Genomic DNA, 14981 nt, shown 5'->3' on the forward strand with positions numbered 1-14981 from the left:
CTTCCGTGATTTCGTGCGCTATGCAATCGGAAAGGGACTAACCACAGCGGCAAACTGTGCGGTTGATCGACAAATGACCGGCGGTTACGGCTGATGGCGATCCTGCCGCTCCGCCAGCCGGGCGATGCGTTTCGCCATGCCGCGGAAAATGAACAGGTGCGCCGGCATCATGGCGAACCAGTACAGCAAGCCGCTGAAGCCGGCCGGATGCCACCAGGCGCGGACGTCCAGGCTGCGGCGGTCGCCGTGATCCTTGATGGTGAAGCTCAGACGCCCCAGCCCCGGGGCCTTCATGCCGAACAGCAGCGCCAGTTGGCGTTGGGGAACGAGTGTGATCACCTGCCAGCCGTCGACCCGATCGCCCAGCGCCAGCGCATCGCGCGCCGGGCGGCCGTAGACCACGCCGTTGCCGATCATGTCGTCCATGCGGGCGCGGATCTTCCACAGGATGTTGGCGTAAAAATAGCCTTCCTCGCCGCCCAGCCGTTGCACCACCTGCCACAGCGCCTCGCTGGAGGCCTGAGTTTCCAGCGTGCAGCCGGCCTGTTTGGGGTAGTAGCCGTAGCCGGGCCGCCAACGGGCGCGCGCCGCCGGATCGTAACCCCAGTCGGCCGAGTCGACCACCTCGCGTTCGCGTTGCAGCGTCGCGGCCACCGCCTGATCGAAGGTCTGCAGCCGCTGCGGGATCAGCGTCTGCAGCGGCCGGCCGTCGGCGGGCAGATCGTGTTTCAGCCCCTGGATCAGCGCGCGGGCGATGGAGGTGGGCACCGAAGTGATCAGGCTGATGAACCACACCGAGATCAGGCGCGTCGGCAGCGGGAGCGGGATCAGCCAGCGCCGTTTGCCGCTGATGGCGATGAAGCGTTCGAACATCGTCTGGTAGCTGATGTATTCCGGCCCGGCGACGTCGAAAATGCGGTTCTCCTGCGCCGGGTGTTCCAGCAAATCGGCCAGATAAACCAGCAGATTCGCCAGCGCCACCGGCGAGGATTTGGACCGCACCCAGCGCGGCGGCGTCAGCACCGGCAGGTTATAGACCATATCGCGCATCACTTCGAACGCCGCCGAGCCGGGCCCGATGACGATGCCGGCGCGCAGTTCGGTCACCGGAACGCCGCTCTGGCGCAAAATTTCGCCGGTCAGCCTGCGCGCCACCAAGTGCGGCGAGCTGTCGTCGGCCGGCTGCAGCGCGCCGAGAAACACCACCTGCCTGACGCCGGCGCCGCGCAGCGCATCGCGCAGGTTTTCCGCCGCCTGGCGCTCTTTCTCGACAAAGTCATCGCCGTCGCCCATCGCGTGCACCAGATAGTAAAGCGTATCGATGTCCCACAGCGCCGCGCTCAGGGTTTCCGGCCGGTAAAGGTCGGCGTACAGGCAGCGGACCTGCGGCCAGTTCTGCTCCTGCAGCCAGTCGATACGCCGCGCGGCGGCGGTGATTTGATGCCCTTGCGCGATCAAATGGGGGATCAGGTTTTGGCCGATATAGCCGCTGGCTCCGAGAACCAGCACGCGTTGAGGTGTCATCAGCGCCGCCTTATGCGGTGAAAGTCAGTATGGGCATCGCCACAGGATGCCAAATCGACGATTTAAATGCACTGTTTGTATGGATATATCTCGGTTGCATCACAGGTGACGCAAGGTCACACTACGCGCCCTTTTTATCGTTCGAAAACCGGATGCCATGAAACTCAATGTGTTTTGTTACGCTCTGCTGGGCCTGGCGTTGGTCGCCAGCCTGTTTTTCCTGCATCCGGTCTGGATGTGGCTGCTGTTGATCAACCTGTTGACCCTGATGATTTACGCCGGGGATAAACTGGCGGCGCGCAAGGGGTGGCGGCGGGTACCCGAGGCCACGCTGTTGCTGTTCGGCGTGCTGGGCGGCTGGTTGGGCGCGCTGGCGGCGCAGCAGTTGTTTCGCCATAAAACCCGGAAACAGCCGTTCAAGACCTGGTTTATCCTCAGCGTGGCGCTCAATCTGGCGGCGACGCTGGGGCTGTGGTACTGGATGTATGGCCGCTGGATAGTCTGATTCACAACAACAGCGGCAGGGTGGCGCTTGCGGTGTCCTGCACCGCCTGCACATAGGCGGGATCGCGCAGGATCAGCTCGGCCACCATCAGCTCCACCAGCAGCATCGCGCCGACCTTGGCGGGCAGGGCGCCGGCGTTCAGCGGGCCTTCCGGCTTGGCCGCCACCAACAGGACATCGGCCAATTTGGCCAGCGGACTGCGCTGCGTATTGCTGAGAGCGATGATGCGCGCGCCGCGCTGTTTGGCCAACGCGACCGCGTGCAGCACGTCTTTGGTCGAGCCTGAACTGGAGATGACGATCAGCAGGTCGTGCGCTCCCAGGGCGGCGGCGTTCATCGCCGCCAGGTGCATATCGCTGAACAGCTGCGCCGGTTTGCCGAGACGCAGCAGCTTGTAGTGCAGGAAGTCGCCGATGATGGCGCTGGCGGCCACGCCGTAAATTTGCGCCGACGCGCACTGATGCAGGCTTTCCGCCGCCAGCTGCAGCGCCCGGCGGTCCAACAGCGCGCCGGTGTCCCGCAGCGCCTGCACGCTGTCTTCCAGCACTGTTTCGCCGGCGCTGTGGCGAGCCGCCGTTTCCGGCTGGTTCTGTTGCAGGCTCAGCGCCAGCGCCATTTTAAACTCGGTATAACCTTTGCAGCCCAGATGGCGGCACAGCCGGGTGACGCTGGCTTCGCTGGTGCCGCTCTCGCGGGCCAGTTCGGTGATGGTAAAGTAAACGGCTCTGGAGGGCGCTTCGAGGACATAGCCGCCGAGTTTTTGCAGCGTCGGGCTATAACCCGTCAGATCCTGCCGCAGCCGCAATAACAAGTTTCCAGTATTCATCACGTTACCTTTCTGATTGTCTCCTTGCCTATTGTGGCGGAAAGTCGCCGCCGCCCGCCAGCTAAATCCGCTTATTGTGAAGCCGATCATCGTTGTGAATAAAATTTTCAACATCTGACTTTTATTATGGTAAAAAATTTTATCACAATAAATGATGGTGAGGATAATTTATGTCAACGTCCGGGGAAATTCAGTCCGGCGGCTGGTTTGAAAAGGCCCAGCTGTTCGGCAAGTCCTTCATGCTGCCGATCGCCGTGCTGCCGGCTGCGGGGTTGTTGCTGGGGATCGGCGGCGCGCTGTCCAACCCCAACACCGTCGAAGCCTATCCGTTCCTCGACGTCGGCTGGCTGCAGGGCACATTTACCGTGATGGCCAGCGCCGGCGCCACGGTATTCGCCAATCTGGCGGTGCTGTTTGCGGTCGGCGTGGCGGTGGGGTTGGCCAAAAGCGATAAAGGCACCGCGGGCCTGGCGTCGCTGATCGCCTATCTGGTGATGAACGCCACCATCAATGCGCTGCTGAAAATCAACGGCTCGCTGGCGACGGAAAATCCCGGCGCGGTGGGGCAAGGGACCCTCCTCGGCATACAGACATTGGAAACCGGGGTGTTCGGCGGGGTGATTATCGGCCTGGCGACCTGGTATCTGCACGCTCGTTACAACAAGATGGCGCTGCCGCAGTTTTTGGGTTTTTTCGGCGGCTCGCGCTTCGTGCCGATCGTCTGCTCGCTGGCGGCGATGGCGATCGGCGCCCTGATGACCGTGATCTGGCCGCACTTTCAACGGCTGATTTTCAGCATGGGTGGGCTGGTGGACGCCAGCGGCTATCTCGGCACCTTCATCTACGGCTTTGTGCTGCGGATGCTCGGGCCGTTTGGCCTGCATCATATTTTTTATTTGCCGTTCTGGACCACCGCACTCGGCGGCAGCGAAATGGTCAACGGCCAATTGGTCGAAGGCGCGCAGCGCATTTTCTTCGCTCAGCTGGCCGATCCGCATACGCAGCAGTTCACGATCGGCACGGCGCGTTTTATGTCCGGCCGCTTTATCACCATGATGTTCGGCCTGATCGGCGCCTGTCTGGCGATGTACCGCACTGCGCGTCCGGAGAACCGCAAACGCGTCGGCGGCCTGCTGTTGTCGGCGGCGCTGACCTCGTTCCTCACCGGCATCACCGAACCGATCGAGTTCTCGTTTCTGTTTATTGCGCCGGCGCTGTACGTGGTGCATGCGTTGTTCGACGGTTTGGCGTTCATGATCGCCCACCTGCTGCATATCACCATCGGCCAGACGTTTTCCGGCGGATTTATCGATTTCATGCTGTTTGGCGTACTGCAGGGAGAAGCCAAAACTCACTGGATGTATGTGCCGCTGGTGGGCGTGCCCTGGTTCTTGTTGTACTACTTCAGCTTTCGTTTCCTGATTGTGCGTTTCAATTTCAACACGCCGGGGCGCGGGGCCGATGCGCCGGCGGGCGTCGCGGCGGAGGGTACGCCGCGTTCGCAGCGGGTGCTGGCCGCGCTGGGCGGCAAGGAGAATATCGTCGAGCTGGACTGCTGCGCCACCCGGCTGCGGGTAACGGTGAAACAGAGCCGGCTGTTGGACGAAAGCGGGCTGCAGACCAGCGGCGCGCGGGCGGTAATCGTGCGCGGCAACGGCGTTCAGGTGATTTACGGCCCGCACGTCACCATCATTAAAAACGAGGTTGAGGAGTTGTTGGATTTATGACGCTTTCCATTTTGCAGCACATTGAGGGCCGGCTGGTGGTCTCCTGCCAGGCATTGGACGATGAACCGCTGCACAGCGATTTTATTATGTCGCGCATGGCGGTGGCCGCCGAGCAAGGCGGGGCGGCGGCGATCCGCGCCAACGGCGTCGATGACGTTAAAGCCATCCTGGGCGCGGTGGCGCTGCCGGTGATCGGCATCATCAAACGCGACTATGCGGACAGTGAGGTTTACATCACCCCGACCCTGCGGGAGATTGATGAGTTGATGACGGTGGCGCCGCAGATGATCGCGCTGGACGCCACCGGGCATCGGCGGCCGGGCGCGCTGCCGTTGGCGCAGCTGGTTGCTGCGGTGCGCGCCAGATACCCCGGCCTGCTGCTGATGGCCGATATCGCCACCTGCCAAGAGGCGGTCGATGCCGCGCGGCTCGGCTTCGACTGCGTGGGCACCACGCTGCACGGCTATACCGCCGAAACGCGGGGCGAGCGGCTGGCGCGGGACGATTTTCACTTTTTGCGTCAGGTGCTGGCGGCGGTCAGCCTGCCGGTGATCGCCGAGGGGAATGTAGAGACGCCGGAAATGGCGGCGCGCTGCCTGGCGCTGGGGGCGCATGCGGTGGTGGTGGGCGGTGCCATCACCCGTCCACAGCAGATCACCCGGCGCTTTGTGGCCGCCATCGGCAACGCTTAGCCCCGCGCCGGCGGAGCCAGCGCGGGGAGCATGCTCAGGCATGCTGTTGCAGGAACGTCCGCCACAGACTGACCACCTTCTGCAGATCCTGTCGGTTGACGTCGAGATGGGTCAGGATGCGCGTCAGCGGGCCGCTGCTGATCAGCACCCCGCGCTCGCGCATCCACGGGCCCAGCCTGGCCGCCAGTTCGGCAGGTTGGCGCAGGTACAGCACGTTGGTCTGGGCGCCCGGTTCGGCGATCTCCACGCCGAGGCTTTGCAACTGCTGTTCCAGCCATTTGGCGTTGTCGTGATCGTCCCGCAGGCGGGCGACGTTGTGTTCCAGCGCATACAGACCGGCCGCCGCCAGAATGCCCGCCTGGCGCAGGCCGCCGCCGGTCATTTTGCGCCAGCGCAGCGCGCGCTGAATGAACGCCTCGCTGCCGCACAGCAGGGAGCCGACCGGCGCGCCCAGCCCTTTCGACAGGCAGATAGTGAAGGTATCGCAATACTGCACAATCTCTTTCAGCGGCACATCCAGCGCCACCGCGGCGTTGAAGATGCGTGCGCCGTCGATATGCAGCGCCAGGCCGTGCTCGCGGGTGAATCGCCAGGCCTGCTGCAGATACGCCTGCGGCAACACGCGGCCGCCGAGGGTGTTTTCCAGGCTCAGCAGCCGGGTGCGGGCGAAGTGAATGTCGTCGGGTTTGATGGCGGCGGCCAGCTTGGCCAGCGGCAGCGTACCGTCGGCATCGGCCTCGATCGGCTGCGGCTGGATGCTGCCCAATACCGCGGCGCCGCCGGCTTCGTACTTGTAGTTGTGCGCCTGCTGGCCGACCAGATATTCATCGCCGCGCTGGCAGTGGCTGAGCAGCGCCACCAGGTTGGCCTGGGTGCCGCTGGGCAGGAACAGCGCGGCTTCCTTGCCCGACAGGCGGACCGCCTCCGCCTGCAATGCGTTGACCGTCGGGTCATCGCCGTAGACGTCGTCGCCGACTTCGGCGCGGGCCATCGCCTCGCGCATGGCGGCGCTGGGGCGGGTCACGGTGTCGCTGCGTAAATCGATAAGCATACAATTCCTTTATCCCCTTTATCTTTCAAGCCGCAGCGTTGTTGGCTGCAACGTGAAATCTATTGGGGATAGTTATAAGTGATGGGAAAGAGGATACGATTATTAACGCAGCCAGTTGGTTTTCGCCAGCTCGACCACTTCGTCGCCGCGGCCGTTGATGATGGCGCGCAACATGTACAGGCTGAACCCCTTGGCCTGCTCGAACTTGATCTGCGGCGGCATCGCCAGCTCCTGTTTGGCGGTGACCACGTCCAGCAGCGCCGGGCCGGGGTGCGCCAGCATTTCCTGCAGCGCGCCGTCCAGATCCGAGGCCTTTTCCACGCGGATGCCCTTGATGCCGGCGGCGTTGGCGATCGCCGCGAAGTCCGGGTTGTGCAGATCGGTGCCGTCGGTCAGGTAGCCGCCGGCCTTCATCTCCATCGCCACAAAGCCCAGCACGCTGTTGTTGAATATCACGATCTTCACCGGCAGCTTCAGCTGAACCAGCGACAGAAAGTCCCCCATCAGCATGGTGAAACCGCCGTCGCCGCACAGGGCTATCACCTGTTTGCCCGGTTCGGTGGCCTGCGCGCCGATCGCCTGCGGCATGGCGTTGGCCATCGAGCCGTGGTTGAACGAACCGAGCAACCGGCGCTTGCCGTTCATTTTCAGGTAGCGGGCGGCCCACACCGTCGGCGTGCCGACGTCGCAGGTGAACACCGCGTCGTCGCTGGCGTAGTGGCTGAGCTGCTGCGCCAGGTACTGCGGGTGGATCGGCTGATCGTCATTGGCGGTCGCCAGCCCGTCGAGATCCTGGCGCGCGTTGCGGTAGTGCTCCAGCGCCTTGTCGAGGAACGCCCGGTCGCTTTTCGCTTCGAGCTGCGGCAGCAGGGCGGACAGGGTGGTGTGGATATCGCCCACCAGCGCCATATTCACCGGGCAGTGCGCGCCGATGCTGCCGGGATTGATGTCGATTTGAATGATGTTGGCGTTGGTCGGGTAAAAGGCGCGGTAGGGGAACTGGGTGCCGAGCAGCACCAGGGTGTCGGCGTTCATCATCGCATGGTAGCCGGAAGAGAAGCCGATCAGGCCGGTCATGCCGACGCTGTAAGGGTTATCCCATTCGATGTGCTCCTTGCCGCGCAGCGCATGCACCACCGGCGCCTGCAGCAGCTCGGCCAGCTTGACCACCTGGTCGTGCGCCCCGGTGCAGCCGCTGCCGCACATCAGGGTGATGTTCTTCGCCTTGTTCAGCGTTTCCGCCAGTTGGTTGAGTTCGCTCATCGGCGGTTGCACCAGCGGCAGCGCCGGGGTGTGCCACACCATGGCGGCGTCTTCCGGCGCCATGCGCAGCGCCACGTCGCCCGGCAGCACGATCACCGAGACGCCGCGATTGAGGATCGCCTTGCGCATGGCTATCTCCAGCACCCGCGGCAGCTGTTCCGGGTTGGAGACCAGCTCGCAGTAGTGGCTGCATTCGCGGAACAGTTCCTGCGGATGGGTTTCCTGGAAATAGCCGCTGCCGATTTCGCTGGAGGGGATATGCGCGGCGATCGCCAGCACCGGCACATGGTTGCGGTGGCAGTCGAACAGGCCGTTGATCAGGTGCAGGTTGCCGGGGCCGCAGGATCCGGCGCAAACCGCCAGCCGGCCGGTAAGCTGGGCTTCGGCGCCGGCGGCGAAGGCGGCGACTTCTTCATGGCGGGTGCCCAGCCATTCGATGGTGCCCATGCGGTGCAGGCTGTCGCTGAGGCCGTTGAGCGAATCGCCGGTGACGCCCCAGATGCGTTTCACGCCGGCCTGTTCCAGAGTTTTGGCGACCAGTGTGGCTACGGTTTGCTTCATAGTTCCCCCAAGCACGGTAAAGATCCCCTGCATCTTTCACGCCGCCTCGGCTGCGGCTTGAAATCTATTGGGCATCGTTTTGAGTATTTGCTGATGAAATCATTGATACGCATGGAACAGAGGAAGTGTAGAAGCGAGTTGAAAACTACGCTTGCCGATAAATGCCCCATCGGGCCGATGGGGCGGCCGGGCGTCAGGCCAGGGTGACGTCGCCCTGCAGTTGGCAGCTGCAGGCCAGCACGTAACCCTGGGCTATCTCTTCCGCCGTCAGCGTCATGCTGCTGGTGGTGGTGTAGTCGCCGTCGAGGATGCGGGTTTTGCATGAGCCGCACACCCCGGCGCGGCAGGCGGCGTTGACCGGCAGCGCGTTGGCTTCCATCGCCGCCAGCAGGGTGCTGCCGACCGGCACGCGAAACTCGCGCAGCGGGCGAGCGGCGCGCAGCGTTAGCCCATCGCCGGCTTGGGCCGCGGCCTCCGGCGTATGGAACTGTTCCTTATGGAAACGGTCGGCGGGTACGCCGAGTTGCCGGCACAGCCGCTGCGCCAGATCCATATAGGGCGCCGGGCCGCAGGCCATCACCCGGCGATCGGCGACGTCCGGCGCCACCTGGCGCAGCGCCCGCTCATCGAGACGGCCGCTGAGGCTGCCCGGCAGAGGATCCCGTTCGGCCATCAGCGTTAACCTCAGCTGCGGGTGCGCGGCGCACAGGGCGTGCCATTGGTCGGCGAAAATCATATCGGCCGGGGTGCGCACGTTGAAAATGACGGCGATGTCGCAGGACGGGCGGTTGGCCACCAGCCAGCGGCACATCGATATGATCGGCGTTACGCCGCAGCCGGCGGCCAGCATCAGGTAGCTATCGGCCGGATAGCGCTGGCAGCTGAAATCGCCCTGCGCGTCGGACAGCCACAGGGTGTTGCCGGGCTGCACCTCCTGCGTCAGCCAGCGCGAACCGACGCCGTTCGGCAGGCGGCGCACGCTGACGCTGAGGAAGCGGCTCTGGCCGGGAGACGACGACAGCGTATAGGCGCGCAGCGTTTCTTCGCTGTTGCGGATACCGATCAGCGCGAATTGGCCGGGCTGGTAGGGATAAAAGACGTCGCAGATCAGGTTCAGCGTCCAGACGTCGGCGGTTTCCCGCTGAATGGAGTGCACCTGCACGCGGTTGGGGCACAGCGGGCTGGGTTGGGTCATCAGACACCTCAAAAGCAAGGGGGCCGGCGCAGGCGGCCCCGTCAGGTAACGGCATCAGCCGAGCAGGGCGGACAGATCCTGCTCAACGGTGGTGATCGGGCGCAGGCCGAACTTCTCGTTGAGGACCGCCATCAGGTTTTCGGTCAGGAAGCCCGGCGCGGTCGGGCCGGTGACGATATTCTTCACCCCCAGCGACAGCAGCGTCAGCAGAATGACGATCGCCTTTTGCTCGAACCAGGACAACACCAGGCTGAGCGGTAGCTCATTGACGCTGCAGCCGAGCGTATCGGCCAGCTTGACCGCCAGCATGATGGCGGAATAGGCGTCGTTGCACTGGCCGACGTCCAGCAGGCGCGGCAGGCCCTCCAGCGTGCCGAAGTCCAGCTTGTTGAAACGGTACTTGCCGCAGGCCAGCGTCATGATCAGGCAGTCCTGCGGCACGCTGCGGGCGAAGTCGGTGAAATAGCTGCGTTCGTCGCGGCTGCCGTCGCAACCGCCGACCAGGAACACATGGCGCAGTTTTTTCTGCGCCACCAGGCCGATCACCGTGTCGGCGGCGTTCAGCAGCGTCTGGCGGCCGAAGCCGACGGTGATCAGGTGCTCGATCTCGGTGTAAGGGAAGCCGTTCATGCCCTGGGCCTGGCGGATAATCGCGCCGAAGTCGTCGCCTTCCAGGTGGTTGACGCCCGGCCAGCCGACGATGCTGCGCGTCCAGATGCGGTCGCCGTAATTGCCGACGTTGGGATCGATAATGCAGTTGGAAGTCATCACGATCGGGCCGGGGAACCTGGCGAACTCGACCTGCTGGTTCTGCCAGCCGCTGCCGTAGTTGCCCACCAGGTGCTTGAATTTCTTCAGCTGCGGATAACCGTGCGCCGGCAGCATTTCGCCGTGGGTGTAGACGTTGACGTTCTGGCCCTCGGTCTGCTCCAGCAGCATCTGCAGATCTTTCAGATCGTGGCCGGAGATCAGAATGGCCTTGCCGACCACCGGGCGCACGTTAACCGCGCTGGGCTGCGGATCGCCGTAGGCTTGGGTTTCGCCGCGATCGAGGATCGCCATCACGTTGAAGTTCATCTTGCCGATGCCCATGGCGTTGTTCAACAGGGTATCGACGTCGCGCGGCTGGGTGCCGAGCCAGGCCATAAAGGCGTGGTAGTCGGCGTAGATCTGCGGGTCGAACTGGCCCAGCACGTGGGCGTGCTCCATGTAGGCCGCCGCGCCTTTCAGACCGTACAGGCACAGCATGCGCAGGCCGTGCACGTCGTCGCCCACCTCGGCCTGGTCGCTGTTGAGGGCGAACTGCGCCGCCTGCTGCAACAGCGACGGCATATCGCTTCCCGCCAGCTGCAGCGCCGCCAGCGGATGATCGACGCGCACCCCGGCGTCCAGCAGCCGGCAACGGGCGGCCAGCGAATCGCGCAGCATCAGGGTTTCCCGCGCATAGCCGATGATGCGTTCGGAATCGAAGTTGACGTTGGTCAGGGTGGAGAAGAAGGCGCGCGGAGCAAAGCTGTCGATATCGTGATCGACGATGCCGAGCGATCGCGCCTGCAGCGCCCAGGCGGACAGCCCCTGCAACGCCGCCACCAGCAGGTCCTGCAGGTCGGAGGTTTCGGCGGTTTTGCCGCACATGCCCTGGGCATAAGAGCAGCCGTTGCCTGCCGGGGTACGGATAGTTTGTTCGCACTGCACACAGAACATAATCGCTTCCTTTTTAAAGTTGCATTTATAATGCTTGTTTAAAAGCATAGATCGGCGACCGGGGATGAAAAAGGCTTTTGTGCGACTATCGCGGGCAACGTTGATTTAGCGCAATTTTGCCGTGCGGATGGGAATTGTTACGCTTTCGGGGGCCGGCAGGCCCCCGGGCAGGGATCAGGAGAACAGGGCGATCAGCACCGGCGCCAGCAGGCTCAGCAGGAAACCGTGCACGATGGCCGGCGGCACCATTTCCAGCCCGCCGCTGCGTTGCAGCACCGGCAGGGTAAAGTCCATCGAGGTGGCGCCGCACAGGCCGAGGGCCGAGGAGCGGCTGCGGCGCACCAGCGTCGGGATCAGCATGATCGCCACCAGCTCGCGGGCCAGATCGTTGAAGAAGGCGGCGCTGCCCAGCACCGGGCCGTAGGCGTCGGTGATCAAAATGCCGGACAGCGAATACCAGCCAAAGCCCGAGGCCATCGCCAGCCCGGTCTTCAGCGGCAGGCCCATCAGCTGCGCCGCCAGCGCGCCGCCGGCCAGCGAGGCGACGGCCACCGCCAACGCCACTAGGGTGCCGCGGCGGTTCAAGACGATTTGGCGCAGCGTCATGCCGCTGTTGCGCAGCTGGATGCCGACCAGCAGCAGCAGGAAGATCAGCGCGTATTCGCTGCCCTTGCCGGCGAACTGCAGCCATTGCCATTGCGTCAGCCCGAGCAGGAAACCGCCGAGCACCACGCCGCACAGCTTGAGCGAGTCCAGCGCCATGTGCAGGCGCGAGGGCAGCCTCTCCTGTTTATGGCTGTTGCGCCACGGCATGCGGCGCTCCAGCAACGCCAGCAGCAGCAGGTTGGCGCAGAGGATGCACAGGAAAAACGCCGCGGCGTACTGGAAGATCAACAGCAGATTGCTGCTGAGATCTTCCATAAACGCCAGGCTGATGCCCATAAAGAACAGGATCACGTACACCATCCAGCTTAACAGCCGGTTGATCAGCTGCAGCAGCCGGCGGCTGTGTAAAGGGATAAGGTAACCGGCAATCAGCGGTAACAGAATAATCAGCAGTCCTGAATACATGGTGAAGCTTACGTCCTTTGTTCGGGGGCGCGGAGATCCGGCGAGGCCCACACGCTAACCAAAAGCCGCGCCGGAGTAAAGCGGCAGATTTGACCTTGGCCGCTTGACCTGCAAGGGGTTTTTTGACCATGCTCTGTGAAGGTCACCTCATTGACGACGGTGACGGCGCGCACGGGAGGCGGCTGATGTTCTTGGAGCGTATCGAGATTGTAGGTTTTCGCGGCATTAACCGGTTGTCGCTGACGTTGGACGACAACACGCTGCTGCTCGGTGAAAACGCCTGGGGCAAGTCCAGCCTGCTGGATGCGCTGACGCTGCTGCTGGCGCCGGAGCAGAAGCTGTACCGCTTCGAGGCGCAGGATTTTCACTACCCGCCGGGCGAAGAGTCGGCCAAAGAGCGCCATCTGCAGGTGGTGTTCACCTTTTGCGAAAAAGACATCGGCCATGCGCACCTGCCGCGCTATCGGCATTTGACGCCGCTGTGGGTCAAGGGCGACGATAGCCTGAGCCGCATTCACTACCGCTGCGAAGGGGAGCTGGCCGATGACGGCACGGTGTGCACCTGGCGCGGCTTTCTCGACGTCGACGGCAACCCGATGCAGCTGCACCACATTGAGCAGCTGGCGCATGCCATTATCCGCATTCACCCGGTGTTGCGCCTGCGCGACGCGCGTTTCATCCGCCGCCTGCGCCCCAGCAGCCTGACCGACGAAAACCCGGCGGACCACCAGGCGCTGGCGCAGCAGCTGGATCAACTGATGCGCGAACTGGTGCGCAACCCGCAAAAGCTGACCAACGGCGAGCTGCGGCAAGGGCTGGCCGCCATGCAGCAACTGCTGGAGCATTACTTTGCCGAGCAGGGGTCGCAGGTGGCGCGGCCGCGGCGGCGCGGCCAGGAACCCGAGCAGGATGCGTGGCGCGCGCTGGACGGCATCAACCGTATGGTGGCCGAGCCGAACAGCCGCAGCATGCGTTTGGTGCTGCTGGGGATGTTTTCCACCCTGTTGCAGGCCAAGGGCAACGTCAAACTGGATCCCCACGCCCGGCCGCTGCTGCTGGTGGAAGACCCGGAAACCCGTTTGCACCCGATCATGCTGTCGGTGGCCTGGGGGCTGCTCAACCAGCTGCCGCTGCAGCGCATCACCACCACCAATTCCAGCGAGCTGGTGTCGCTGGTGCCGGTGGAGCACGTCTGCCGCCTGGTGCGCGAGTCGGGGCGAGTGGCGACCTACCGTCTCGGGCCTCGCGGGCTGGGCGCCGAAGATGGGCGGCGCATCGCGTTTCATATCCGCTTCAACCGGCCATCGTCGCTGTTCGCCCGCTGTTGGCTGCTGGTGGAGGGCGAGACCGAAGTCTGGCTGTTGAACGAGCTGGCGCGCCAGTGCGGCTACCATTTCGAAGCGGAAGGGGTGCGGGTGATCGAGTTCGCCCAGTGCGGCCTGAAGCCGTTGCTGAGATTCGCCCGGCGCATGGGCATTGAGTGGCATGCGCTGGTGGACGGCGACGAGGCGGGTAAAAAATACGCCAATACCGTGCGCAGCCTGCTGGACAATCACGAAGACAACGAACGCGATCGGCTGACGGCGTTGCCGGCGCCGGACATGGAGCATTTTATGTTCCGCGAAGGCTTCAGCGCCGTCTACCATCGGGTGGCGTCGGTGCCGATCAACGCGCAGATGCCGATGCGCAAGGTGATCCTGAAGGCGGTGCATCACTCGTCGAAGCCCGATCTGGCGATCGAGGTGGCGATGCAGGCCGGCGAATGGGGCACGGATGCGGTGCCGCCGCTGCTGAAGAAAATGTTCTCGCGGGTGATCTGGCTGGCGCGCGGCCGGGCGGACTAAGCGCCCGCGCGGCGTTACCGGGCGCCGAAGTGCGCCGCCAGCCCGTGCTCCAGCTCATCGAGCAGTTGATAACGGCGGCGGTATTCGGCGCGTTTCTTGCTGACGACCTCATCAATCGGCTTGCGGGCGATGCGCTCCGGCAGCAGAAAATAGCCGCTGTCGAGCGGTTTGCCGCCCATTGAAATCCAAAACTGATCGTAATCGGCGTGCAGCTGATCTTTCTTCTTGCTCTGATAACGCCAGTTCTGATAAATGTGCGTGGCGTTGCCAACCGCCACGATCTGGCGGATGCCCAGGTGGCGCGCCAGCGTGCCGATGCCTTCCAGCACCAGCCGTTTCGGAAACAGCCCGTGGCATTCCTTGGTGGTTTGCTGGATCTCGGCGTGCGGCACCTGGTGATTGGCGCCCTGCAGCCCGCCGATGAACAGCGTCGGCTGCTGCCGATAGTGCATCAGCGCAAAGGTGATCTCCGCCAGCATCACGCCATTGGCGTTGCGCAGCAGCAGGGTCGCTTCCCCTTCCTTATTCAGCGTGTCGATCGCCGCCAGTTCCAGCGTGACCGGCGCGCCGCTTTTGCCCTGCGCGCTGGCCAGCACGAACGGCTGCCGGCCGAGATGGCCGAGGCGCATCTTCAGCGGCATGCGCTGGACCAGCAGATCGTAATGATCGCGCAGCGCGAACAGGCACTCGATTTTGTTCATGTTCGCCGCCAGATACGGGCGATGCAGCTTGCACGGCAGGTTAGGCTGCGCGCGCAGGATCTCGTCCAGCAGCGGATTGGCGGCCAGGGTGCTGAGCAGGCCGCGGGTGGTGCGCCAGTTCAGCAGCGAACGGCTGAGAAACTTCAGGCGAAACGAGGTTTTTTTCCAGGCGTTGCTCGGCGCCTTATCGCCATTAATCAGCGCCGTCATCAGTTGCCAGCCGTTGAGCGGCCGGGCGGATACGAGTGGATAGCTGAGCTGTGACATGATGAAATCCTTGGCTGTGTTGAATGGCGTTATTTCATCAAGGGTTCGCT

General features: G+C 63.7%; 12 protein-coding genes. 4 read left to right on the forward strand and 8 right to left on the reverse strand.

The window, feature by feature from the left end; all coding sequences use genetic code 11:
• Positions 1-84 precede the first annotated feature (84 nt).
• Entirely contained in the window at positions 85-1524 is a 1440-nt protein-coding gene (locus CKW09_RS08570; protein WP_095096740.1) for a DUF2867 domain-containing protein, read from the reverse strand.
• Positions 1525-1681: 157 nt separating this feature from the next.
• Here CKW09_RS08570 and CKW09_RS08575 point away from each other — a divergent pair, with 157 nt between their 5' ends.
• Positions 1682-2029 (forward strand): DUF1294 domain-containing protein, encoded by a 348-nt coding sequence (locus tag CKW09_RS08575; protein ID WP_061798115.1) that lies wholly within the window; start codon positions 1682-1684, stop codon positions 2027-2029.
• A gap of 1 nt (position 2030) precedes the next feature.
• Here CKW09_RS08575 and CKW09_RS08580 read toward each other — a convergent pair whose 3' ends face one another.
• Positions 2031-2858 (reverse strand): MurR/RpiR family transcriptional regulator, encoded by an 828-nt coding sequence (locus tag CKW09_RS08580; RefSeq protein WP_095096743.1) that lies wholly within the window; start codon positions 2856-2858, stop codon positions 2031-2033.
• A 167-nt stretch (positions 2859-3025) separates the two neighbouring features.
• Here CKW09_RS08580 and CKW09_RS08585 point away from each other — a divergent pair, with 167 nt between their 5' ends.
• A complete protein-coding gene (locus tag CKW09_RS08585; protein ID WP_095096746.1) occupies positions 3026-4582 on the forward strand; it encodes a PTS transporter subunit EIIC in 1557 nt (518 codons plus the stop codon).
• On the forward strand, positions 4579-5274 hold the full coding sequence (locus CKW09_RS08590) for an N-acetylmannosamine-6-phosphate 2-epimerase (RefSeq protein ID WP_061798110.1): 696 nt from the start codon (positions 4579-4581) through the stop codon (positions 5272-5274). Before CKW09_RS08585 ends, CKW09_RS08590 begins: the two co-directional genes overlap by 4 nt.
• Before the next feature lie 34 nt (positions 5275-5308).
• Here the strand turns inward: CKW09_RS08590 and ltaE are convergent, their stop codons facing one another.
• The 5 genes from ltaE to CKW09_RS08615 all read right to left on the reverse strand — a co-directional run bounded on the left by ltaE (position 5309) and on the right by CKW09_RS08615 (position 12119).
• Positions 5309-6325 carry a low-specificity L-threonine aldolase gene (gene ltaE, locus CKW09_RS08595; protein ID WP_061798108.1) on the reverse strand — a complete coding sequence of 339 codons (1017 nt, stop codon included), beginning with the start codon at positions 6323-6325 and terminating at the stop codon, positions 5309-5311.
• 102 nt (positions 6326-6427) lie between these two features.
• Positions 6428-8149, reverse strand: coding sequence for a ubiquinone-dependent pyruvate dehydrogenase (gene poxB, locus CKW09_RS08600; protein ID WP_095096749.1), 1722 nt, complete (start codon positions 8147-8149; stop codon positions 6428-6430).
• A gap of 193 nt (positions 8150-8342) precedes the next feature.
• Positions 8343-9344: an NADH oxidoreductase gene (gene hcr, locus CKW09_RS08605; protein ID WP_095096752.1), complete on the reverse strand. Its 1002-nt coding sequence runs from the start codon at positions 9342-9344 to the stop codon at positions 8343-8345.
• Between the two features lie 54 nt (positions 9345-9398).
• The gene (gene hcp / locus CKW09_RS08610) at positions 9399-11048 is read right to left on the reverse strand and encodes a hydroxylamine reductase (RefSeq protein WP_095100084.1); all 1650 of its coding nucleotides are present in this window, start codon (positions 11046-11048) and stop codon (positions 9399-9401) included.
• 174 nt (positions 11049-11222) lie between these two features.
• Complete coding sequence (locus CKW09_RS08615) at positions 11223-12119, reverse strand: lysine exporter LysO family protein (protein WP_061798102.1); 897 nt, start codon at positions 12117-12119, stop codon at positions 11223-11225.
• Positions 12120-12304: 185 nt separating this feature from the next.
• Between CKW09_RS08615 and CKW09_RS08620 the strand changes: the two genes are divergently transcribed.
• The gene (locus tag CKW09_RS08620) at positions 12305-13963 is read left to right on the forward strand and encodes an ATP-dependent endonuclease (protein WP_095096756.1); all 1659 of its coding nucleotides are present in this window, start codon (positions 12305-12307) and stop codon (positions 13961-13963) included.
• 14 nt (positions 13964-13977) lie between these two features.
• On the opposite strand, the gene CKW09_RS08625 is transcribed toward CKW09_RS08620, so the two are convergent.
• Positions 13978-14931 (reverse strand): VirK/YbjX family protein, encoded by a 954-nt coding sequence (locus CKW09_RS08625; protein ID WP_061798098.1) that lies wholly within the window; start codon positions 14929-14931, stop codon positions 13978-13980.
• Positions 14932-14981 lie beyond the last annotated feature (50 nt).

The sequence above is a fragment of the Serratia ficaria genome (genome assembly GCF_900187015.1).
Classification (GTDB): Bacteria; Pseudomonadota; Gammaproteobacteria; order Enterobacterales; family Enterobacteriaceae; genus Serratia; species Serratia ficaria.